Below are 22,988 nucleotides of genomic sequence, written 5' to 3' on the forward strand. Positions count from 1 at the left end.
GTCAATATCAAGTTGCTTTTAAAAAGTGTTCAACTTCAAGAAATTAGATTTTATCTAATGTAATTCCGCCCCTAAATACCGCACAATTTTGCACAATATTTTTGATGCTATTTCACCCCTTTCAGCCCAGAACTGGCGCGGCCTGCCGCCACTTGCACAAATGCACAAAAAGCGACCCTTTTTGCGTGCAGGCGTGGAGGGGAGACAATCGCGCGCTGAAGGGTCTAAGGGAGGTCGGGCACCTCCGGCTGATGCGCCGCTTGTGGGTCATGGTGATGTGCATTCGGGTGATGGGTGTCGTGATCGGATGCGTGAGGCGTGTACCTCGCTATGGGCCGCACAGCGCGTTATAGCGTGATGAGGGAAGTGCACGCGGCGCAGGGCGCGCCGGTGTGGGTATGGATGAAAATTATTGAATGAATCGGTGGGTCAAGCTTAAACTTCGGCCAGTACGTAGGGGTTGAACTGGAATACCTCCACGCCCAGCCAGTCATTCAGGGCTTTTAGATCTTCCATGATGGGATACAGCTCATTGATGGCGAACACCTTCGCTGCCTTCTCAACATCCCCAAAGCCGCTGGTATTGGTCGGCATGATCCCCATCAGTTGCGGCGGTACCCGGTGTGCGGCAGCAAATCATCGCGGGTCACGTTCTTGATGCCGTTAAACTCATCTTTGGCGGTTATCTCACTAAACGGCATGATTTGCAGGCCGTCTTTCTTCCCGCCTGCCGCGTACACAAATACGTTCTTGAATGCCCCCTTACCCCGCCCGTCAATTGCTCGGCATCACCAAAAAAGACAGTGATAATGTGCTCGGCCAAGTGTTTGACTTTATCGCCCGTGGCTAACATTACGCTGGGATGAAAAACTCCGCTGGATCGCGTATATTTGTTTTATCTGCATTTCTATATGCACTACCGGAGATCGTAATGGCTAATGTAATGACGAGTCTGGCTGAGAAAAAACAATACTTCGACCGTGTGAAGTTAGAAAACTATCGCCAAAGTATGCGTTTGGAAGGCTTGAACAGTACCAATCAAACGTTGCCAACCTCAAAGAACGAAAGGGCTAAACTGAAGCAAAGCCTGATGAATAAATACGCCACCAAAAGCCAGCCAAGTTCGCGGTGAACAGCGATAAATACGGTGACGGCCCAGATCCTTATACCTATCCGAACAGTCAGGTGTTAATCAATAAATTCGGCATTACTGATGATGACCAATTTATTGAGATGGAAAAAGATTTTTCCGAGCTGGCGATTATGGAGATCGAATTTAGCCCGCCACCCTATGATTTGCGCTATTGGTGCGCGCTGCATCAAGCCTTGTTTGGCGATATTTATCATTGGGCCGGAGAGCTGAGAACCATTGATATTTCCAAAGGCACTACCCGATTTTGCAATATCAATCGCATTACACCTGAAGCTAACCGACTGTTTAACCAACTGGCACAAGAAAATTATCTGGTTGGTCTGCCCTATGACTCTCTGATCTTAATGTTATCCACCCTTTCCGTGAAGGTAATGGCCGGGCGCAGCGGTTGCTTTTCGAACACATTATTATCAATTGCGGCTTTCAAATCTCCTTTGCTGGCATCAACCCCGATGAATGGATTCAGGCCAATATTGATGGTTACCATTGCCGTTATCAACGCATGACTGCGTTATTAGCTCGCTGTATTAGTTAAACCACCCCGATATTTCCCGCTAAAAGTTGTCACAGTCCCCCTACCACTGCCGCGCGTTGCACCCCTGCCTGCGCGCGTAAACAATACCGTTACGCTGAATAACGAGTATTGACCGCCATGACCAACGCCGAAATCTATCGCCTGATAATGAATCTGATCCGTTTCGGTATCGTGGAGCAGGTGAATTTGGCCCTTGATCCGCCCAAAGCCCGCGTGCGCTGCGGTGAATTACTGACCGACTGGTTGCCGTGGTCTGTCCGTCGCGCCGAAAAGGCCCGCACATGGTGGCCGCCGACCGAAGGGGAACAGGTCATTATTCTGGCTGCTGGCGGCGAGTTATCCGCCGGTGTGATCATTGCGGCCCTGTATCAAAAAAGCGCCTCGGCTCCGATTAAAACCGCCAATACCCAGCACGCTAACCGGCAATACCAAAGAGAATTACCACCAGTGCCAGAACCTGCTTTGCAGTTGTACGTTCACCACACTGCAATCAGTCGATAAAATCCTGTCCCGCCCCAGCCGTAATAACACCGCAACCCTACCCCGCGATCTGTTTCTGCCGGGGCATCTGGGTGACGACCAATTTGATTTGGGTTTTTGATACTCCAACGTTTTCAATCAGCCTGCCGCGTGCGGGCTTTTTTGTATCTGAATGCAGTCAATCTTTGAGTGGAGGTCATGATGTGGACAGTTAAAATAAATAATTCAATAAAATCAATGTGAAAAAGATAAAAAAAGGGAGGCTTTCGCCTCCCCTTTGCACTCCCCAAACCTGAATTAATGGTTACGAATATATTCGTCCATATCTGTTTTCAGGTTATCTGATTTAGTCCCGAAGATAGCCTGAACACCAGAACCTGCGACCACTACACCCGCAGCACCCAGTCTCTTCAGACCAGGTTGGTCAACCTTGGAAACATCCGCCACGCTGACACGCAGACGGGTAATACAAGCATCCAGGTTAGTGATGTTCTCTTTACCACCAAACGCATTTACCAGTGCCGCTGACATTTCTGTGCCGCCCTGGACAGTTTGCTCAGTGGTTGTCTCTTCACGACCCGGTGTTTTCAGGTCCAGTTTGGTAATCAGCACACGGAAGATGGTGTAGTACACCAGACCGTAGCAAATACCCACCAGAGGGAACAGCCAGATACGGCTACTGTTACCACTGAGAACAATGAAGTCAATCAAACCATGGGAGAAGCTGGTACCGTCACGCATCCCAAGCAGAATACAGATTGGGAACGCCAGACCGGCCAAAATTGCATGGATAACATACAAAATTGGTGCCACGAACATGAAGGAGAATTCAATTGGTTCGGTGATACCCGTCAGGAATGAGGTCAGTGCTGCGGAGATCATGATCCCGCCCACTTTAGCGCGGTTTTCCGGTTTGGCTGAATGCCAAATCGCAATCGCAGCGGCTGGCAGACCGTACATTTTGAACAGGAAGCCACCAGACAGTTTACCGGCAGTTGGGTCACCCGCCATGTAACGTGGAATGTCACCGTGGAATACCTGACCTGCTGCGTTGGTGTATTCACCAATTTGCATTTGGAATGGTACGTTCCAGATATGGTGCAGACCGAATGGTACCAGCGCACGTTCAACTACGCCGTAGATACCAAAAGCAACGACTGAGTTCTGGTAAGCCGCCCATTGGGAGAAGGTCTGGATCGCAGTACCGATAGGTGGCCATACGAAGGACAGAATCACACCAACGAAGATAGCGGTGAAACCAGAAATAATCGGAACAAAGCGTTTGCCCGCAAAGAAACCGAGATATTCAGGTAACTGAATACGGTAGAAGCGGTTGAACATGTAGGCGGCTATAGCACCTGCAATAATCCCGCCCAGTACCCCAGTATCGGCTAAATGCTTGGCCGCAATTTCTTCTGCTGGCAGATGCAAGACCAGAGGCGCTACCACAGCCATGGTTTTCACCATGATGCCGTAAGCAACAACTGCCGCCAACGCGGATACACCGTCGTTATTGGTAAAGCCGAGTGCAACGCCAATAGCAAAGATTAATGCCATGTTAGCAAAGACGGAACCGCCCGCTTCTGCCATTACGTGAGAGACTACTGTTGGTAGCCAGCTAAAATTCGCGGAACCGACACCCAGCAGAATACCTGCGATGGGTAAGACGGATACCGGTAGCATTAGCGATTTACCTACCTTTTGCAGGTTTGCAAATGCGTTCTTAAACATAGTTGAGTGTGCTCCTGAGTAATAGTGCTTTTCTGCTGTTTCTCGCGTTTATTGGCATTACAAAGGGGGGAGTAAGCCTTTGCGAATAAGGGTGTCTAAAGCACCCTTTTAATTTTTACGAAGAGTAAAATAAATAGCCTGCTTAATGTTTGATGGCAGTCACGTTTCTTTCAAGAAAGCGCTTAACTTGCATCAAATCGCGCATTTTTTGTAAAAAAACGTCAACAAGACCTGCCCTCACCCAATAAATCGGGTGAGAACATTACTCGTTCCGGGGATTAATTACGAGCTTAAAAAAAAGTATTATTAAGGATGCTAGCTATTTTCACTGGCGAGCCGGGAAGGGTCCAGATGAAATAACCGGCAGAAGTTGTCAGTCGTCGCCTGCGCCAGTGATTCAAGACTCACGCCTTTCAGTACTGCCATATACTCTGCAACATCACGGACATAGGCTGGTTGATTCTCTTTGCCACGATGGGGAACCGGAGCCAGATAAGGTGAATCAGTTTCTACTAATATCCGATCCAGCGGAACATAACGGGCCACATCACGCAGTTGTTCCGCATTACGAAAAGTGAGAATCCCCGAGAATGAGATATAAAAACCGAGGTCTAACAGCGTTGCTGCCGTGGCTTTGTCTTCTGTAAAGCAATGTAAAACACCACCACACTCCTGCGCCTGCTCTTCCTGCAAAATTGCGAGTGTATCTTCACGCGCATCGCGGGTATGCACAATCACCGGTTTGTTTAATTCACGACCAATACGAATATGTTCACGGAAAGAGGCTTGTTGCAGCGGGATATTATCTTGCTGATAAAAATAATCCAGCCCGGTCTCGCCCATCGCCACCACATTATCTGCCGCGGCAAGACTTCTGAGTTGCTGGAAATCATAGCCACCATCGAGATTCAGCGGATGAACACCACATGAAAATGCCACATTTTGGCGTTCGCCAATAAGGGATGTCATGGCAGAAAAGCCCGGTAACGTAGTGGCTACCGCCAGGACGAAACCGACATCCCGCGCATTTGCTTTGGCTAATACATCATCGACGCTGCTGTGCAGCATCTGGTAATCAAGGCTATCAAGATGGCAGTGTGAATCTACTAACAACATAATATTAAACTCTTCCATACTTTTCATAATGGTAGCCGCAGGGGTGTTAGCTATATTCGCTACTCGGCCCATCCTTCGGCCAGCCGCTGCAACGCCAATTACGTTGAGTGTACAATCAAGGTGAGGTGGAATAGGTGCCGGTGGATAACGCGGTTTCCCAGTTAAGTAACAACTCAGTGAGTAACAATTCACGGTTGACACCGACGACAGATAATAATTGATGACGGCATTTTGCCAGTTGTTGCGTTGACTGAAGCAACACCGGTGTGGTGGCTACGAGCGCCAACTGTTGTACCAGCGACAATTGATCCTGATTCACAGCAAACTCGCCAGCACCTTGTTGCCATTTCAAAGCATCCAGCAGCAGCGAAGAGAGCCATTGGAGGCGTTCAGCCGCATCATCATGGTTCAACTGCACTAACAATGACAGTAGATCCGAACTGTTCAATGCACTACTGAGCGCGTTACACAGCGCATTTCGTAGAGTCCAGCGCTCCGGTTGCAACAACCGCTCGGCTGCCAAGGGTGCGCCCTCACTCAATTTAAGCGCGGCCAGCGCCGTCACCGGTTCTGCCTGAATCTGGCGTTGCAGCCATTGCAAACTGAGTGCAGTATCTGGACAGGCCAAATACCAGTAAAAACAGCGGCTACGCAGCGTAGCTAACAAACTGGCGGGTTGATGGCAGTCCAGCAGGAAATAGGTTTTCTCCGGTGGCTCTTCCAAGGTTTTCAATAAGGCATTTGCCGCCGCATCGGTCAACAGTTCGGCGTGTGGCAACCACACCACCTTAGCCCCACCTTGTTGTGCATGGGAATAGAGCTTATCTATCTGCTGACGCACTAATTCGACCCCAATGCTGCTTTTACCTTTTTCCGGTGCCAGTACATACCAGTCCGGGTGGTTGCCCGCCAGCATTAAACGGCAGCTATGGCATTCACCACAACTTTTCTCACCTTGCCGCTGCTGGCACATCAGCCAGCGACTGAGGCCATAAATCAACGCCGCTTCACCATTACCGGGCAAGGAGTGGAGTAATAACGCGTGGTGCCCGCGCCCGGCAGTATGCTGCCCTATCAACTGGCGATAAGGGGCCGTAAGCCACGGATACCATTTCATTATGCGGTTTCCCGGCTGGCCAGCCATTGAGTCAGTACCCGGCTGATTGATGTGCTCACTTGCTCAAGAGATTGGGAGGCATCGATGGTTTTTATGCTGCTATCAGCGGCGGCCAGTTCGAGATAGCGTGCCCGCGTGCGTTCAAAAAAGGCCAGCGACTCTTGTTCAATACGATCCAACTCGCCACGGGCACGAGCGCGTGCTAAACCGACCACAGGCGGCAGATCAAGATACAGCGTTAGATCAGGGCGGAATTCACCCAATACGGTATCACGCAGTGACGTCATCAGTTGGCTATCAATGCCACGCCCTCCTCCCTGATACGCCTGAGATGAGAGATCATGGCGATCACCCACCACCCAACTGCCTCGAGCCAACGCCGGTTTAATTACATTCTCAACTAATTGTACTCGCGCGGCATACAGCATCAGCACTTCGGCTTTATCTGTCAGGACTTCACCATCAATACCTTGTTTAATCAAATCACGCAGTTTTTCTGCCAATGGTGTTCCACCCGGCTCCCGGGTGAAAACAATATCGTTAATCCCTTGGGCGCGCAGCGTGGCAACCACGGTGTCTCTGGCGGTGGTTTTCCCTGCCCCTTCCAGCCCTTCAATAACGATAAATTTACTGTTCATTCTTATCCTTAAGCGATTGACGATAGACCCGTACCGCTTGGTTATGACTGGCTAAATTGGTGGTGAATGTATGCCCGCCCTTACCATCTGCCACAAAGTAGAGATAGGCGGTTTTGGCCGGATGCGCGGCAGCCGTCAGTGATGCCAGCCCCGGCATGGCTATTGGGGTAGGCGGCAAACCAGAAATCACATAGGTATTATAAGGTGTTGGTGTATCTAAGTCTTTACGACTAATGTTGCCATTATACTTGTCACCCATACCATAAATGACTGTAGGGTCAGTTTGCAGGCGCATACCAATCCGCAGACGGTTAATAAACACCGATGCGACTTTAGTGCGTTCTTCATTTACTGCGGTTTCTTTTTCGATGATAGATGCCATGGTGACCAGCTCACCCGGTGTCTTATAGGGTAAAGATTCCTCTCGCCCTTGCCAAATTTCATCAACCGTCTTTTCCATCTTCGCATGGGCACGTTTGAGTAAGGCCAGATCGGTCGTCCCGGCGGTATAGGAGTAGGTATCAGGATAGAGCCAACCCTCAGGGTGATCACTGTCTTTTAACCCCAGTAACACCGCAATCTCACTATCACTTTTGCCGGCCAAAACATGTTTTACGTACTTCGACTGCTGCAACTCATCCAGCCAGTCACGTAGCCGCTTGCCCTCAATAAAGCGCACGGTAAATTGTGCTTCTTTACCACTGGCGAGTAATTCCAGCATGCCGCGCACAGTCATGCCAGGGGTAAAACGATAAGTCCCCGCCTTAAATTTTGCCAACTCAGGCTCTATACGCAACAGCCAGGGGAACAAACGGGTGTTTTTAATCACGTGGTCACGTTGCAGTAAATTCTCCAATGCGACCCGCCCCGTACCGGCGGGGAGTTTAAAGATGGTTTCTTGCTGAATAGCCAGCGGCTGGTCCGCAAAGTGTTGTATTTTCTGATAACCCAACAGCACTAATCCCAAACAGATAGCGGCAAAAAGGATTACAACTCGGGTGCTTTTTATTTTCATCGGGTGGCCATCTTCAAATTAAAGGTAGTCATCAACGCTATACATTAAAACCAACATGCTGCTGAGACCATCAGTTATGCATCGCAACAATGCTGATTCAGGAAATCAAACAACTGACGCGAGTGATAAAGCCATTTATCGGCGCGGTTCACAGGCAGTAGCGGCATCAGCGCGTTGCACACGATAATTTCATCCGCATCAGCCAGTGCCTCCAGTGGTTGCGCCACAATCGCTACCTGCTGCCCATGCCCGGCCAGACAAGTAATAATCATCTGGCGCATGATGCCATCAACACCCGACAGGCTTAAATCAGGGGTAAATATTGCGTCACCTTTACGCCAGAATAAATTAGCCGCACAGCATTCCACCAGCAGGCCCGCAGTGTCAAGCACCAGTGTCTCATCAGCCTCTGTCTGCTCAAGATGCGCACGAATCAACACTTGTTCAAGGCGATTTAGATGCTTAACACCCGCCAGCAATGGGCTGCGAGCTAATGTCACCGGGCTTAATGCCAATGAAATACCCCGCTCACGCCAACTATGATAATGCGCCGGATAATCACTAAGCGAAATAATGCGCGTAGGGTGCTGACAAGCAGTACCGCTGTAGCCGCGCCCACCGCTACCCCGGCTAATAATCACTTTCAGTACCCCATCTTCAGTATGGTTTGCCGCCTCGACCATTTCTTTAGTCAAGGCATTCCAGTTTACTGTCGGCATCAACAAGCGTTCGGTTGCCTGTTGCAAACGCAGTATATGTTTATCAAGCCACACTACCCGACCATGAGATACCCTTGCCGTCGTAAAGCAGCCATCACCAAACTGCACTGAGCGGTCTGACGCTGAAATCAAATTTTGCTCTATACCATTAATCCAGAACATTCAGACTCTCTTTAAATGGGAGGGGTATTGTTTGCCATACATTCAGTTGCTAAATATACCTTGCCAGTAAATATATACTGTACATAAATAAAAATTGTACGTGGCGACAGTAGCAGATTTAGTCAATGGCTGTTTTCAGATTTATCTCTTATTAAGACAGTGGTTATGGCGGGATGTTATCTCTTTCTTACTTGGCGCTGTGGCGCGACGTTAGCAGTGACAGCACTCACGTTGAGCCATTAAGTGATGCGGGGTTAACCTAATAAAAGACCCGGAAAACCGGGCCTTTTTAGCAGCAGAAGCTTAACAGCCGAAGTTAGACCTTGCGGAAAACTAAAGAACCGTTAGTGCCACCGAAGCCGAAGGAGTTACACAAGGTGTACTCCATATCTTTTACCTGACGGGCTTCATGCGGTACAAAATCCAAATCACAACCTTCATCCGGGTTATCCAGATTAATGGTTGGCGGAATAGCTTGAGAGCGCAACGCCAGCACAGTGAAGATAGACTCAACCGCACCGGCTGCACCTAACAAGTGCCCAGTCATGGATTTGGTGGAACTGACCATCACTTTGCGGGCATCTTCACCAAATACAGACTTAACTGCCTGCGTTTCGGCTTTGTCGCCAGCAGGAGTCGATGTGCCATGGGCATTGATATAGCCGATTTGAGATGGGGTCACACCCGCATCACGTAATGCATTCACCATTGCCAGTGCTGCTCCTGAACCGTCTTCCGGTGGAGATGTCATGTGATAGGCATCGCTGCTCATCCCAAACCCAACAACTTCAGCATAGATTTTTGCACCACGTTTCTTCGCGTGTTCGTACTCTTCCAGCACCATCATGCCTGCGCCGTCACCCAGAACGAAACCATCACGGTCTTTATCCCACGGGCGGCTTGCGGCTTGCGGATTATCGTTACGAGTAGACAATGCACGAGCAGCACCAAAACCACCGACACCCAGTGGGGTACTGGCTTTTTCAGCGCCACCTGCCAGCATGACATCCGCATCATTGTAAGCAATGATACGTGCCGCTTGACCGATGTTATGCACACCAGAAGTACAGGCAGTCGCGATAGAGATGCTTGGCCCACGCATACCACACATAATGGTCAGATGGCCGGCAATCATGTTAACAATGGTTGATGGCACGAAGAACGGGCTAATTTTACGTGGCCCGCCATTCACCAGCGCAGTGTGGTTCTCTTCAATCAGACCCAACCCACCAATACCAGAACCAATAGCGGCACCGATACGAGGAGCATTGGCTTCGGTTATTTCAAGCCCTGAGTCTTGCATGGCTTGCATGCCAGCAACAATGCCGTACTGTATGAATGCATCCATTTTGCGTGCATCTTTACGCGAAATGAACTCTTCACAATTAAAATCTTTTACTAAGCCAGCAAATTTCGTTGCATAGGCACTAGTATCGAAATGGTCGATCAGGCTGATGCCACTCTGCCCGGCAAGAACAGCGTTCCATGTGGATTCTACTGTATTACCGACAGGAGACAACATGCCCAGTCCAGTCACAACAACTCGACGCTTAGACACGGTTGTCCTCCAAGGAGGGAAAATAACACTTAGGACAAAAAAAACTTAGGCGGTCGAGTGACCGCCTAACTATCTAAACTTAAAGCATGTTCGCTTACTGCTGGTTAGCGTTGATGAAATCAATAGCTGCCTGAACAGTAGTGATTTTCTCTGCTTCTTCGTCTGGAATCTCAGTATCAAATTCTTCTTCCAGAGCCATTACCAGCTCAACGGTGTCCAGAGAATCCGCGCCAAGATCTTCAACGAAAGAAGCACTGTTCTTCACTTCGTCTTCTTTAACACCCAGTTGTTCAACGATGATTTTCTTAACGCGTTCTTCGATAGTGCTCATACTCTTAAATTTCCTATCAAAACTCGCTTTCGCGATGGTTTTCGTAGTGTATAAAATGTTGAAAAAGATGCAACTAAATCTCGGCTGGTCAAACCACGATTTTACGCTATTTTGCGGTTTTCACCTCAAATAATGCAAATACTTTCGTGATTTTTAAATCATATACATGCCGCCATTGACATGTAACGTTTCACCAGAGATGTAGCTGGCCTCGTCAGAGGCTAAAAATGCAACAGCGCTGGCGATTTCTTTAGCTTGCCCAAGCCGGTTAGCTGGTACTTGGGCTAAAATGCCTGCGCGTTGTTCATCTGTCAACGCCGTCGTCATGTCCGTCTCAATAAAGCCAGGTGCCACAACGTTGACAGTAATGCCACGTGAAGCAACCTCACGCGCCAAAGACTTGCTAAAACCGATCAGACCCGCTTTAGCTGCCGCGTAGTTAACCTGCCCCGCATTGCCCATTGTCCCAACCACAGACCCGATGGTGATGATACGCCCAAACCGCTTTTTCATCATAGCGCGCATTACCGCTTTTGACAGGCGGAATACAGAAGTCAGATCGGTGTCAATAATATCTTGCCACTCTTCATCCTTCATACGCATCAGCAGGTTATCACGCGTAATACCTGCATTATTCACTAAAATATCAACTTCGCCAAATTCCGCACGAATCGCTGTCAAAACAGCATCGATTGACGCGGGTTCCACGACGTTCAACATATAGCCTTTGCCATTGCTACCCAGATAGGCACTAATCGCTTCTGCACCCTTCTCACTGGTCGCAGTGCCAATAACCCGGGCACCACGTTCGACCAATAATTCTGCAATCGCACGGCCAATCCCACGGCTCGCGCCGGTTACCAGCGCAATTTTTCCTTCGAAGCTCATGTTATCCTCTTTCTTAGTTTTCAAGCGCGCTGGTCAATGTAGCAACATCGTTTACCGGTGCTGCGGTTAAAGTATCCACGATACGCTTGGTCAAGCCAGTCAAGACTTTACCTGGCCCAACTTCTAACAGCAGCTCAATACCTTCTGCTGCCATAAATTCAACACTCTCAGTCCAACGTACCGGGTTGTAGAGTTGGCGCACCAGCGCACTACGGATAGCCTCTGGTGACACTTCCGTTTTCACATCAACATTATTGACAACCGGGAACAATGGCGCCTGGAATTCAATGTTTTCCAGTGCTACGGCTAACTTATCAGCCGCCGGCTTCATTAACGCACAATGAGATGGCACACTGACCGGTAAAGGCAAGGCGCGCTTGGCTCCGGCCGCTTTACAAGCAACCCCTGCGCGTTCTACCGCTTCTTTGTTGCCGGCAATCACCACCTGGCCTGGCGAGTTAAAATTGACAGGCGAAACAACCTGTCCTTGTGCTGATTCTTCACAGGCTTTAGCAATGGATTCATTATCCAGACCTATGATGGCGTACATTGCGCCGGTGCCTGCTGGTACCGCTTCTTGCATCAGTTTGCCGCGCAATTCAACCAGAGTGATCGCCTGTTTGAAATCAATCACACCCGCGCAAACCAGCGCTGAGTATTCACCCAAGCTATGACCTGCCATCATTGTCGGCAGCTTGCCGCCTTGATGTTGCCAGACACGCCAAATTGCAACAGATGCCGCCAGCAATGCCGGTTGTGTCTGCCACGTTTTATTCAATTCATCTGCCGGGCCTTGCTGCACTAGCTGCCAAAGGGAGTAACCCAGTACCGACGACGCTTCACTGAAAGTCGCTTCAACTATCGGAAATTGTGCGGCCAAATCGGCCAGCATGCCAAGGGATTGAGAACCCTGGCCTGGAAATACCATTGCAAATTTCGACATTTTCTTTCCTGTTGAATCAAAAAAGTCCTGTTAAACCAAAAAAGGTACTGTTAAATCAAAAGCGAACCAGCGCAGAGCCCCAGGTAAAGCCACCGCCAAACGCTTCCAGCAGCACTAACTGCCCACGTTGAATACGCCCATCACGCACCGCTTCATCCAGCGCCGCAGGGACAGATGCCGCAGAGGTGTTGCCATGGCGATCAAGAGTTATCACCACTCTATCCATCCCCATGCCTAACTTCTTCGCCGTTGCGGTAATAATACGCAGGTTAGCCTGATGCGGCACTAACCAATCCAGCGCACTGCGCTCCAGATTGTTGGCCTGCAATGTCTCGTCCACAATGTGGGCAAGCTCAGTCACCGCAACTTTAAATACTTCATTACCGGCCATGGTGACATAGGCTGGTTGCTCTTGTTTTTGGCGGTCTTGGTACGGCAATGCCAGCAACTGCCCATAGCTGCCGTCGGCATGCAAATGGGTAGACAGTATGCCAGGCTGTTCAGATGCGCCTAATACCACAGCACCTGCACCATCACCAAACAGAATAATCGTACCGCGGTCTTCTGGGTCCAGCGCGCGCGATAACATATCGGAGCCAATCACGATGGCATGCTTAACCGCACCACTTTTCACATATTGGTCAGCCACACTCAGCGCATAGGTAAAGCCCGCACAGGCTGCTGCCAAATCGAAAGAGGCTGCATCTTTAATACCCAGCATTTGCTGTACCTGACAGGCCGAGCTTGGGAAAGCATGGCTTGAAGAGGTGGTAGCAACAATAATCAGCCCAATCTGGTCCTTACTAACCCCAGACATCTCCAGTGCTTTTTCAGCCGCATGGAAACCCATGGTCGCGACTGTTTCATCCAGGCCGGCAATACGCCGCTCACGAATACCTGTACGGGTGACAATCCACTCGTCCGACGTATCCACCATTTTTTCTAAATCAGCATTGCTGCGCACTTGTACGGGCAGATAACTCCCCGTACCGAGAATCTTAGTATACATGTACGATCAGTCACTCTTGGGTAATACCGCTTCAAGGCGCGCGGCTATCCGTTGAGGGACTTGCCGCTGCACCGCCTGCACCGCCTGTTCGATTGCGACTGCGAATGCACGTTGATTCGCCGCGCCATGACTCTTGATTACAATGCCCCGCAATCCTAACAGACATGCACCATTATACTGGTCGGGGTTCAAATGACCGAACCGTTTTGCCACACGTTTTTGCAGCCAGCGCCCAATGAGTTTAAGCCACCAGGACTGTTTACTGCCTTCGCCCGATGATTTGAGCAGTGACAAGAACATTCTTATCACACCTTCCATGGTCTTTAGAGTGACGTTACCCACGAAGCCGTCACAAACCATCACATCGGTCTTACCCGTAAGCAAATCATTGCCTTCCAGATAACCAATATAGTTGATCGCCGGTGTATTTCTTAATACTGCGGCGGCTTCGCGGATATTATCTAACCCCTTGGTTTCCTCTTCGCCGATATTGAGCAAAGCAACACGCGGGTTGGTAATACCGACAACTTCTTCTGCCATCACCGACCCCATGACAGCAAACTGCACCAACATTGTACTATCACATTCAACGTTAGCCCCTAAATCCAGCACCACCGTCTTGCTGCGTTGCTGGTTTGGGATGACAGTCATTAACGCCGGGCGCTCTATTCCATCTAGTGGCTTAATCATCATCTTCGCCAGCCCCATCAATGCTCCTGTATTCCCTGCACTCACACAGGCTGCCGCGTCACCGTTTTTGACCAACTCCAGCGCTATGCGCATCGAGGTACCACGACTGGCACGAATAGCTTGTGAGGGTTTAGCATCGCTGGCAATAACATGCTCAGCAGGGATGACCTGTAACCTCGCCAGCAACAAAGGATCGGCATTAACAAGTAACGGAGTGATGGTGTCGGGATTCCCGACCAGCAGGAGTTTAAGCCGTGGATTAGAGGCCAGTGCCTGCAATGAAGCAGGCACTGTGACGTGGGGACCGAAATCCCCACCCATTGCATCTAACGCTAGGGTTAGACAAGTCAAGGTATCGCCTTGCTAAAGATTAGCAAGTACTACTCAGCCGATAACCTTGCGGCCACGGTAGAAACCGTCGGCTGTGATGTGGTGACGCAGGTGAGTTTCACCGGAAGTTTTGTCCACAGACAGAGTGGCAGTGGTCAGCGCATCGTGTGAACGGCGCATGCCACGTTTGGAACGAGTTGGTTTGTTCTGTTGTACGGCCATTGACCTTACTCCTTAATTACTTTCTTTAAACTGGCTAATACGGCAAATGGATTCGGTTTCTCCACCTCTTCAGGCAGTTTACCAAATACCATGTCCGCCTCGGACACTTCACAGTGTTCAGAATCATGTACCGGAACGACAGGCAGTGAAAGAATAATTTCGTCTTCAATCATAGCCAGCAGATCAACTTCGCCAAATTCGTCGACTTCGATCGGCTCGTACGCTTCCGGTAATGCTTCAGCCTGCTCATCATTGACGACCGGGCTAAAACAATACGTTGTATGAACATGTTGTGCAAACGTGTTACTACAGCGCTGACACATCAATGTTACATCGACGTCCGCGTGACCTGTAATAACCGCCAGGCGCTGATTATCGATATTAAACGATAATGAGGCCACGACATCGCTGTCCACACTTACCACTGAATCGGCTACACGTGTAACCTGCTCAGGAGAATAGATACCTGCGTAATCTAAACGTTTCTGAGCGGTACGAACCGCATCAATGGTCAGGGGTAATTTTACCTTTTGCATAGGGCGCGCATATTAACTTTGTAACGACATAGAGTCAAAGAAAAAGGCCTTTTTACTGCACCTTTCACCAATATTCGCTTCCGAAGCGGCAGACAGTTTAAAATGCCTGATTAAATTACGCTACGGTTTATGGAAAATATTATGCTGCAACTGGTTCTTGCTTCAACCTCATCATATCGTCGGACTTTGCTGGAAAAGCTGCAATTACCTTTTGTTACTGCGGCACCACAAACCGATGAAAGCCCACTGACAGGTGAAGAAGCCAGCGCGCTAGTGCAGCGGTTAGCGAGTGCAAAAGCGCAGGCACTGGCGGGAGATTTTCCACAACATCTGATAATCGGCTCTGATCAGGTCTGTGTCATTGACGGATTAATCGTCGGGAAACCCCACAATTATGCAAACGCAATGAAGCAATTGCAGCAGGCCAGTGGACAATGTGTCACTTTTTATACCGGTCTGGCCCTATTGAATACAGCAACCAACAGCATTAACTGCCTGTGCGAAACTTTTGACGTTTATTTTCGAACGCTAAGTGAAGCAGAAATAGACGGTTATTTGACGCGAGAGCAACCATGGGATTGTGCCGGCAGTTTTAAAAGTGAGGGATTGGGTATTACCCTATTTGATAAATTATCAGGGCGCGACCCGAATACACTCATCGGTCTGCCGTTAATCGCCCTCACCGAGATGCTGATTGAGCAGGGAGTAAATCCGCTCCTGTAAATACTGAATAACAAAACAGGGCGCAATTGATACTTGCGCCCTGTTGCTTCAATTATTTATTGCGGCAATTTATTTTTCTGCTGCTTTCTTTCGTAATATCAACAAACAGTGGCGTAGCTGATTATCCAGTGGCGCTTCAATGCGCATAGTTTCACCGCTATTGGGATGCTCAAAACGTAATGCCGCCGCATGCAGGAATAAACGATGCAGCCCGGTTCCTTGCAATTGTTGATCAAATTCACGGTCGCCATAGCGATCATCAAAAGCAATCGGGTGACCCGCATGGAGCGCATGTACGCGGATCTGGTGAGTACGACCAGTAATCGGGCTGGCCTTGACCAGCGTTGCATGCTCAAAGCGCTCTTCAACTTTAAAACGCGTTTCTGACGGTTTGCCCTCGCTGCTGACTTTCACCACTCGCTCGCCACTTTGTATAATATTCTTCAACAAAGGTGCCTGCACCGCTTTACAGTGAGATTGCCATTGACCACGAACCAATGCCAAATAGTCTTTCTGCATCCCTTTTAACCGCAGTTGCTCATGCAAAGAACGCAGCGCAGAGCGTTTTTTCGCTACCAATAAGACACCAGAGGTATCACGGTCAAGGCGATGAACCAATTCAAGGAAGCGGGCTTCGGGGCGCAATGCACGTAAGGCTTCAATAACACCAAAACTCAAACCACTGCCACCATGAACCGCCGTGCCAGAAGGCTTGTTCAACACCAACAAATAGTCATCTTCAAATAAAATACAGTCGGCCAACGCCGCAACTTTATCAAGTTTGGCAGAGACCTGAACCTCTTCGCGCTCAGCGACGCGCACTGGCGGTACCCGGACCACATCCCCGTCAACCAGTTTATATTCTGGCTTAATGCGCCCTTTATTAACGCGAACCTCACCTTTGCGCACGATGCGGTAGATCATACTCTTTGGCACACCTTTCAATTTAGTGAGCAAAAAGTTATCGATCCGCTGACCGGCTTCGTCGGCAGAAATGGTGATTAATTGTACTACTGGATTATTCGTTTTCATGGTGCGCGATTCTAAATACACCGAGGAATTAGCGCCACCCCTTTTTCTGTGCTTAACTGTCAGTCTGGCTATTTAAAGATAACGTTTGCGCGCATTTATTGTTTAATAAGACAACGATAGCCGCCAACGCTGTGAAAACAGTAAAAGAATCTTTACGTAGACAGGTAAAGTCATCTTGCTATATCAGTGTCAGCAATGGAATAATGTCACTAATTCTGCGTTGATTCTCGTTAGACCAAGAGACTTGTGGAATAATAAACTTTGCCTGATCACACAAAAACGCAGCAATGGCGTAAGACGTAATGTGAAATCAAGCAATTAGCGGGCTGCGGGTTGCAGCTTGGCCGGCAAGTGGGTCTGCTCTGTTGTCTTATATTCAGAAGCGCCCCTTTATATAAAAGCGCTGTTTTTCAGAAAGAAACACAGGCTTACCGAAATAATGCGCCCCTATGCAGGCGACAACCGTGAGGTTGACGGCTTTGCTAGAAGACTCGGGGTCATCGGTTTACCCGGCCATAGAGGTTATTTTGCCCGCAGTTCTAACGCCAATGTAAAAATAACGAGTAAGTTAAAGATGAAAAGAATGTTGATTAACGCAACTCAGCAAGAAGAGTTGCGTGTTGCCCTTGTAGATGGACAGCGGCTGTATGATTTGGATATTGAAAGCCCAGGTCATGAACAGAAAAAAGCGAATATTTACAAAGGCAAAATCACCCGAATCGAACCCAGTCTGGAAGCCGCTTTTGTTGATTACGGCGCTGAACGTCATGGTTTCCTCCCACTAAAAGAAATTTCTCGCGAATATTTCCCTAGTAATTATTCCTCTCATGGCCGCCCAAACATCAAAGATGTGCTGCGCGAAGGCCAAGAAGTTATCGTTCAGGTTGATAAAGAAGAACGTGGCAATAAAGGTGCCGCACTAACAACTTTCATCAGCCTGGCAGGCAGTTATTTGGTTCTGATGCCGAACAACCCACGTGCCGGTGGTATCTCCCGTCGCATTGAGGGTGATGACCGCACCGAACTGAAAGAAGCCCTATCCTCCCTACAATTGCCTGATGGCATGGGTCTGATTGTCCGTACTGCTGGTGTTGGCAAATCTGCTGATGCACTGCAATGGGACTTGTCATTCCGCCTCAAGCATTGGGATGCGATTAAAAAAGCCGCTGAAGGTCGCCCTGCGCCATTCTTAATCCATCAGGAAAGTAACGTAATTGTCCGCGCTTTCCGTGATTATTTGCGCCCGGATATCGGCGAGATCCTGATCGATAACCCTAAAGTTCTCGAACTGGCAAAAGAGCATATCGCCGCTCTGGGTCGCCCGGATTTCAGTAGCAAAATCAAATTGTATAGTGGTGAAATCCCCTTATTCAGCCACTACCAAATTGAGTCTCAGATTGAGTCAGCGTTCCAGCGTGAAGTGCGTCTGCCTTCCGGCGGTTCTATCGTTATTGATACCACCGAAGCCCTGACGGCAATTGATATCAACTCCGCGCGTGCAACACGTGGTGGCGATATCGAAGAAACCGCGTTTAACACCAACCTTGAAGCCGCTGATGAGATTGCCCGCCAGTTACGTTTGCGTGACCTCGGTGGTCTGATTGTTATCGACTTCATCGATATGACACCAGTGCGCCATCAGCGTGAAGTTGAAAACCGCCTGCGTGATGCCGTTCGCCAAGACCGTGCCCGTATCCAGATTGGCCGAATCTCTCGCTTCGGCTTGCTGGAAATGTCCCGTCAGCGTCTTAGCCCGTCACTGGGTGAGTCAAGCCACCACGTGTGCCCACGCTGTAGCGGTACCGGTACCGTTCGTGACAACGAATCACTGTCACTTTCTATTCTGCGTCTGATTGAAGAAGAAGCGCTGAAAGAAAATACCCATGAAGTTCACGCCATTGTACCGGTACAGATTGCGTCGTATCTGCTCAACGAAAAACGTGAATCAGTCAACGCCATTGAAAAACGTCAAGGTGGTGTACGTGCGGTGATCGTGCCAAACGATCAGATGCAAACACCGCACTATTCTGTTCTTCGGGTCCGTAAAGGCGAAGAGGTTCCTTCTCTCAGCTACCTGCTACCACAACTGCATGAAGCAGAAATGGCGCAGCCGTTAGAAGAAGCAACGATTGAGCGTAAACGCCCAGAACAACCAGCGTTGGCGACTTTCTCTCTGCCAACCGAAGTACCACCGGAAGCCGCACCTGCTAGCGTCAGTGCTAAACCAAGCGTTGCACCGCAAGTAACCGCATCTGCTGCTACGTCAGAACAGCCTGGCTTCTTTAGCCGTTTGTTCAGTGGCCTAAAAGGTATATTCGGCACATCGGAAGAAGAAGTTAAACCGGTAGAGGTCGAGAAAACCGAAACCACCGAAAACCGCCGTAATGATCGTCGTAATCCTCGTCGCCAGAACAATGGCCGCAAAGAGAGAGGCGACCGTACACCACGTGAAGGCCGTGATAACAGCACACGTGACAACAGTGGCCGTGATAGCAATAGCCGTGACAACAGTGGTCGTGACAATGCGAACCGCGAAGGTCGTGAAGATCAGCGTCGCAACAAGCGTCCAGTTGCGCAAACTGCTGCGCCGCAAGCACAAACTGACGTTGTTGAAACGGATAAAGCGCCACGTGACGAGCAGCAACCACAGCGTCGCGGTGATCGTCAGCGCCGTCGCCAGGATGATAAACGTCAGGCACCACAGGAAGTCAAAGCAGAAATCGCCGCCGTCAGTGTTGTGGTCGAAGATGTGCAACCTGAGCAAGAAGAACGCCAACAGGTTATGCAGCGTCGTCAACGCCGCCAATTGAATCAGAAAGTCCGTATTCAATCTGCCAATGATGAGCTGAATGTGCTGGAAAATGCAGCCCAGGAAAATCCTGTTAGTGCACCGGTAGCAAGCATTGCAGCGCCAGTTGTGCAGGAAGAAGTGAAATTACTGCCACAAACTACTGTTCAAGCGGATGATGAAGCTACTCACGTTAGCAATGCCAATAATGAAAATGGTATGCCACGTCGTTCACGCCGCTCACCTCGTCATCTGCGCGTCAGTGGCCAGCGTCGCCGTCGCTATCGTGATGAGCGTTACCCGACACAATCTGCTATGCCACTGGCCGGCGCTTTCGCCTCACCAGAAATGGCTTCAGGCAAAGTGTGGGTCCGTTATCCGGTAGCTCAAACAGTTGAACCTGCTTTTGTAGAAAACCCGGTTGAACAACCATTGCCAATAGCAGTTGCCGCAGTAGAGACTCCGGTTAATATTCCGGCCGTGATTGTAGCAGCCCCAGTTGTTGCCGCACCTGTCGTCGTCGCCGTGACTGAAACTGTCACTCCGACACCTGCTGCGCAACATAAACCAGGTGGTTCTTCATCTTCAGCCGCAGCCGTTCCTGGCCGTGCTCCTGTTGTCGTGCCAGTGGTTGTAGAACCTGTTGCCGTTGAGCCAACTGCTGTAGAACCAACCGTTGAAGCTGTCGCTGAGGTGGTGCAAGCTGAAACTACCGCAGCGGTTGAAGCAGTATCCGACGTTGAAGAAACTGGCGTTGCGGAAACTACCGCTCAACCTGTGGTTCAGGAAACGGTAATTGAGGATACAACTGCTGAAGAAGCGGTGGTGGAAGAAACCATTGTTGCTGAAACTGCTGCTGTTGAAACAACTATTGTTGAAACACCGGCGGAAGACGCGGTTGTAGCTGAAACTGTGGTGGAAGACGCTGTAGCTGAAACACAGGCAGTGACCGAAGTCGTTGTTGAAACATCGACAATTGAAGAACCGCTGATTGAAGAAACCGCTGTCGAAGCTAGTGTAAGTGACACGGTTGTGGTTGAGGCTCCTGTTGCTGTTGTGCCACAACAATCGGCTATCGCTCATCCTGAAGGTGTGGTGTTCAAACATTACGCTTCAGCACCGATGACCAAAGCACCGGCACCGGATTACGCGCCAGAGTCACCGACTAAAGGTCAGTGGGAACGTCCAGTCTTTGATTTTGCAGGTAAAGGTTCTGCTGGTGGCCATGCGGCGGCAACTCAGGCAACCGCGCCGGCAACAAAACCGCAATCTGTCGAATAAATGTAATATTATTCCGACCAGACATTGCAAAGACAAAACCCGCCATCAGGCGGGTTTTTTATATTGGTGATATCTTTAACCAGAGATCACTCTCAGGCTATCTGTTTCAGTTTCTTTATTTCGAGGTTTTCCAGTTTGCCTTCAACAGCTTTGACAAACGCTTTGAAGTGCTCGGTTTTATTATGTTTTTCCAATGCATCATCAGATGCCCAGCGTTCGAAAAACACAAAAGAACCTTTCTGGTCGCTTTCGGCATGGAGATCATATTGCAGATTCCCCTTCTCCTCACGACTCGGTTCTATTACCAAATGAACCGCTTCTTTTACTGCATCAATAAATTCAGGTTTTGCCACTAAACTGGCGATGACACGGACTTCCATAGTTATTCTCCCATGCTGTACATTCAATTAGCGTATTTTACTGCTAATCAATAGCTCACCCTAACGGGTAATTTTATCCCGAGCCCCTCTATAAGATGCCCTTTTTGCCTTGTTTTCAACTTAACCCTAACAATCAGATGCATCCTGCGCACTTTCCGCTTATCCTTAGACCCCGCCGGAAACAGTATAAAAACCCCAATATCTCATCATGACTGCGGAGCTAGTTGAATGACTGCACAACCCCAAACCCTGAAAATTCGCCGCCCGGATGACTGGCATATTCACTTACGTGATGACGAAATGCTCAGTACCGTGCTGCCCTATACCTCCGAGGTGTTCGCCCGGGCCATTGTCATGCCCAATCTGGCTCCACCAATTACGACTGTTGCCAGTGCTATCGCTTATCGGGAACGAATTTTAGCCGCAGTACCTGCCGGGCATAACTTCACGCCATTGATGACCTGTTATCTGACCAATACACTTGATGTCAAAGAACTGACCATCGGCTTTGAGCAAGGCGTATTTACTGCGGCAAAACTGTATCCAGCGAATGCTACGACCAACTCAAATCATGGTGTATCCGATATCCCGGCGATATACCCGTTGTTTGAGCAAATGCAAAAGATAGGTATGCCGCTGCTGATCCACGGTGAAGTAACAGAAGCTGCCGTTGATATTTTTGATCGCGAAGCACTCTTTATTGAACAGATTCTGGAACCGATACGTCGCCAATTCCCTGAATTGAAGATTGTCTTCGAGCACATAACCACCAAAGATGCGGCCGATTACGTGCTGGCAGGCAATCGTTTCCTTGGTGCAACTATCACCCCGCAGCATCTGATGTTTAACCGCAATCACATGCTGGTCGGTGGTATTCGCCCCCACTTGTTCTGTCTGCCAATATTGAAACGCAGCACGCATCAAGAAGCATTGCGCCAGGCCGTTGCCAGTGGTTCAGACCGTTTCTTCCTCGGAACCGATTCCGCTCCCCATACCAAACATCGTAAGGAGTCATCCTGTGGCTGTGCTGGCGTGTTCAACGCACCATCAGCGCTACCAGCTTATGCTACTGTGTTTGAAGAGATGAATGCGCTACAGCATCTTGAAGCATTCTGTTCATTAAATGGTCCACGCTTCTATGGTTTGCCGATTAACGAAGACATTGTTGAATTGGTTAAGGCCCCCTTCCAACAACCAGAAGAGATCCCATTAGGGGATGAATCGGTGATTCCTTTCCTGGCCGGTCAGACTATCAATTGGTCAGTTAAAAGCTGATAACCGCCGCTGTAGGGGCTAACCCTTTACAGCGACGATTTTTATATCAGTCACTTGCAACCTGAATATTTGTACTGTATAAATAACCAGTATAAATATTCGGAGGGCCAAATATGCGTGTTGAAGTGAGTATTGATAAAAAAAACCCGTTACCCGCAGGTGCTATCGAAGCACTAACCCATGAATTGAGTAAAAGACTCAACACCAAATTCCCGGACACCACCACCGCAGTACAAGTACGTTATGCCGGAGCAAATAATCTTTCCGTTTTAGGCGGTGCCAAAACAGATAAAGATTTGATCTCTGAAATATTACAAGAAATATGGGAAAGCGCTG

23 protein-coding genes and 2 pseudogenes are annotated in these 22,988 nt (G+C 49.2%); 8 read left to right on the forward strand and 17 right to left on the reverse strand.

What is annotated here, in order from left to right; all coding sequences use genetic code 11:
- Positions 1 to 435 precede the first annotated feature (435 nt).
- Positions 436 to 770: pseudogene (locus V1952_RS10135) on the reverse strand (phage portal protein); the annotation flags it as partial.
- Between the two features lie 161 nt (positions 771 to 931).
- Between V1952_RS10135 and V1952_RS10140 the strand changes: the two are divergent.
- From V1952_RS10140 to V1952_RS10155, 4 genes and pseudogenes are all read left to right on the forward strand, one after another.
- Positions 932 to 1,132, forward strand: coding sequence for a YhfG family protein (locus V1952_RS10140; RefSeq protein WP_229714857.1), 201 nt, complete (start codon positions 932 to 934; stop codon positions 1,130 to 1,132).
- Positions 1,129 to 1,688 (forward strand): annotated as a pseudogene (locus V1952_RS10145) (Fic/DOC family protein). The gene V1952_RS10140 and the pseudogene V1952_RS10145 overlap by 4 nt, the downstream one beginning before the upstream one ends.
- Positions 1,689 to 1,805: 117 nt before the next feature.
- Positions 1,806 to 2,189 carry a phage baseplate assembly protein V gene (locus tag V1952_RS10150; protein ID WP_420074699.1) on the forward strand — a complete coding sequence of 128 codons (384 nt, stop codon included), beginning with the start codon at positions 1,806 to 1,808 and terminating at the stop codon, positions 2,187 to 2,189.
- On the forward strand, positions 2,146 to 2,289 hold the full coding sequence (locus tag V1952_RS10155; RefSeq protein WP_420074705.1) for a hypothetical protein: 144 nt from the start codon (positions 2,146 to 2,148) through the stop codon (positions 2,287 to 2,289). The genes V1952_RS10150 and V1952_RS10155 overlap by 44 nt, the downstream gene beginning before the upstream one ends.
- 176 nt (positions 2,290 to 2,465) lie before the next feature.
- Here the strand turns inward: V1952_RS10155 and ptsG are convergent, their stop codons facing one another.
- The 14 genes from ptsG to yceD all read right to left on the reverse strand — a co-directional run bounded on the left by ptsG (position 2,466) and on the right by yceD (position 15,173).
- On the reverse strand, positions 2,466 to 3,899 hold the full coding sequence (gene ptsG / locus V1952_RS10160) for a PTS glucose transporter subunit IIBC (protein ID WP_083158528.1): 1,434 nt from the start codon (positions 3,897 to 3,899) through the stop codon (positions 2,466 to 2,468).
- A gap of 315 nt (positions 3,900 to 4,214) precedes the next feature.
- Positions 4,215 to 5,015, reverse strand: a complete 801-nt coding sequence (locus V1952_RS10165; protein WP_420071098.1) for a metal-dependent hydrolase — start codon at positions 5,013 to 5,015, stop codon at positions 4,215 to 4,217.
- 115 nt (positions 5,016 to 5,130) lie between these two features.
- Positions 5,131 to 6,132, reverse strand: coding sequence for a DNA polymerase III subunit delta' (gene holB / locus V1952_RS10170; RefSeq protein ID WP_420071089.1), 1,002 nt, complete (start codon positions 6,130 to 6,132; stop codon positions 5,131 to 5,133).
- Complete coding sequence (gene tmk, locus V1952_RS10175) at positions 6,132 to 6,770, reverse strand: dTMP kinase (RefSeq protein ID WP_083158526.1); 639 nt, start codon at positions 6,768 to 6,770, stop codon at positions 6,132 to 6,134. The genes holB and tmk overlap by 1 nt, the downstream gene beginning before the upstream one ends.
- Entirely contained in the window at positions 6,760 to 7,785 is a 1,026-nt protein-coding gene (gene mltG, locus V1952_RS10180) for an endolytic transglycosylase MltG (protein WP_083158525.1), read from the reverse strand. Before mltG ends, tmk begins: the two co-directional genes overlap by 11 nt.
- Before the next feature lie 74 nt (positions 7,786 to 7,859).
- On the reverse strand, positions 7,860 to 8,666 hold the full coding sequence (gene pabC, locus V1952_RS10185; RefSeq protein WP_420074700.1) for an aminodeoxychorismate lyase: 807 nt from the start codon (positions 8,664 to 8,666) through the stop codon (positions 7,860 to 7,862).
- A 316-nt stretch (positions 8,667 to 8,982) separates the two neighbouring features.
- Positions 8,983 to 10,224, reverse strand: a complete 1,242-nt coding sequence (fabF, locus tag V1952_RS10190; protein ID WP_372559273.1) for a beta-ketoacyl-ACP synthase II — start codon at positions 10,222 to 10,224, stop codon at positions 8,983 to 8,985.
- Between the two features lie 94 nt (positions 10,225 to 10,318).
- Positions 10,319 to 10,555 (reverse strand): acyl carrier protein, encoded by a 237-nt coding sequence (acpP, locus tag V1952_RS10195; protein WP_002220787.1) that lies wholly within the window; start codon positions 10,553 to 10,555, stop codon positions 10,319 to 10,321.
- A 153-nt stretch (positions 10,556 to 10,708) separates the two neighbouring features.
- On the reverse strand, positions 10,709 to 11,443 hold the full coding sequence (gene fabG, locus V1952_RS10200) for a 3-oxoacyl-ACP reductase FabG (protein WP_083158522.1): 735 nt from the start codon (positions 11,441 to 11,443) through the stop codon (positions 10,709 to 10,711).
- Positions 11,444 to 11,456: 13 nt separating this feature from the next.
- Positions 11,457 to 12,386, reverse strand: coding sequence for an ACP S-malonyltransferase (fabD, locus tag V1952_RS10205; protein ID WP_420074701.1), 930 nt, complete (start codon positions 12,384 to 12,386; stop codon positions 11,457 to 11,459).
- Positions 12,387 to 12,441: 55 nt separating this feature from the next.
- Positions 12,442 to 13,395: a beta-ketoacyl-ACP synthase III gene (locus V1952_RS10210; protein WP_083158520.1), complete on the reverse strand. Its 954-nt coding sequence runs from the start codon at positions 13,393 to 13,395 to the stop codon at positions 12,442 to 12,444.
- Positions 13,396 to 13,401: 6 nt separating this feature from the next.
- Positions 13,402 to 14,436 (reverse strand): phosphate acyltransferase PlsX, encoded by a 1,035-nt coding sequence (plsX, locus tag V1952_RS10215; RefSeq protein WP_372559275.1) that lies wholly within the window; start codon positions 14,434 to 14,436, stop codon positions 13,402 to 13,404.
- Between the two features lie 33 nt (positions 14,437 to 14,469).
- Positions 14,470 to 14,637 (reverse strand): 50S ribosomal protein L32, encoded by a 168-nt coding sequence (gene rpmF, locus V1952_RS10220; RefSeq protein WP_002210931.1) that lies wholly within the window; start codon positions 14,635 to 14,637, stop codon positions 14,470 to 14,472.
- 5 nt (positions 14,638 to 14,642) lie between these two features.
- Positions 14,643 to 15,173, reverse strand: a complete 531-nt coding sequence (gene yceD / locus V1952_RS10225; RefSeq protein WP_083158518.1) for a 23S rRNA accumulation protein YceD — start codon at positions 15,171 to 15,173, stop codon at positions 14,643 to 14,645.
- A gap of 141 nt (positions 15,174 to 15,314) precedes the next feature.
- Here yceD and V1952_RS10230 point away from each other — a divergent pair, with 141 nt between their 5' ends.
- Positions 15,315 to 15,896 (forward strand): Maf family protein, encoded by a 582-nt coding sequence (locus V1952_RS10230; RefSeq protein ID WP_372559276.1) that lies wholly within the window; start codon positions 15,315 to 15,317, stop codon positions 15,894 to 15,896.
- A gap of 69 nt (positions 15,897 to 15,965) precedes the next feature.
- Here the strand turns inward: V1952_RS10230 and rluC are convergent, their stop codons facing one another.
- Positions 15,966 to 16,928 (reverse strand): 23S rRNA pseudouridine(955/2504/2580) synthase RluC, encoded by a 963-nt coding sequence (rluC, locus tag V1952_RS10235; RefSeq protein WP_372559277.1) that lies wholly within the window; start codon positions 16,926 to 16,928, stop codon positions 15,966 to 15,968.
- 574 nt (positions 16,929 to 17,502) lie between these two features.
- On the opposite strand from rluC, the gene rne reads away from it, so the two are divergent.
- Positions 17,503 to 20,997 carry a ribonuclease E gene (gene rne / locus V1952_RS10240; RefSeq protein WP_420074702.1) on the forward strand — a complete coding sequence of 1,165 codons (3,495 nt, stop codon included), beginning with the start codon at positions 17,503 to 17,505 and terminating at the stop codon, positions 20,995 to 20,997.
- A gap of 92 nt (positions 20,998 to 21,089) precedes the next feature.
- Here rne and V1952_RS10245 read toward each other — a convergent pair whose 3' ends face one another.
- Positions 21,090 to 21,377, reverse strand: a complete 288-nt coding sequence (locus V1952_RS10245; RefSeq protein ID WP_372559278.1) for a putative quinol monooxygenase — start codon at positions 21,375 to 21,377, stop codon at positions 21,090 to 21,092.
- A 228-nt stretch (positions 21,378 to 21,605) separates the two neighbouring features.
- Between V1952_RS10245 and pyrC the strand changes: the two genes are divergently transcribed.
- Positions 21,606 to 22,652 carry a dihydroorotase gene (gene pyrC / locus V1952_RS10250; protein WP_420074703.1) on the forward strand — a complete coding sequence of 349 codons (1,047 nt, stop codon included), beginning with the start codon at positions 21,606 to 21,608 and terminating at the stop codon, positions 22,650 to 22,652.
- A 113-nt stretch (positions 22,653 to 22,765) separates the two neighbouring features.
- The coding region (gene dinI / locus V1952_RS10255) for a DNA damage-inducible protein I (protein ID WP_420074704.1) at positions 22,766 to 22,988 on the forward strand (223 nt) is incomplete at its 3' end.

It is taken from the genome of Yersinia sp. 2542 StPb PI (assembly GCF_048593855.1).
GTDB lineage: Bacteria > Pseudomonadota > Gammaproteobacteria > Enterobacterales > Enterobacteriaceae > Yersinia > Yersinia enterocolitica_E.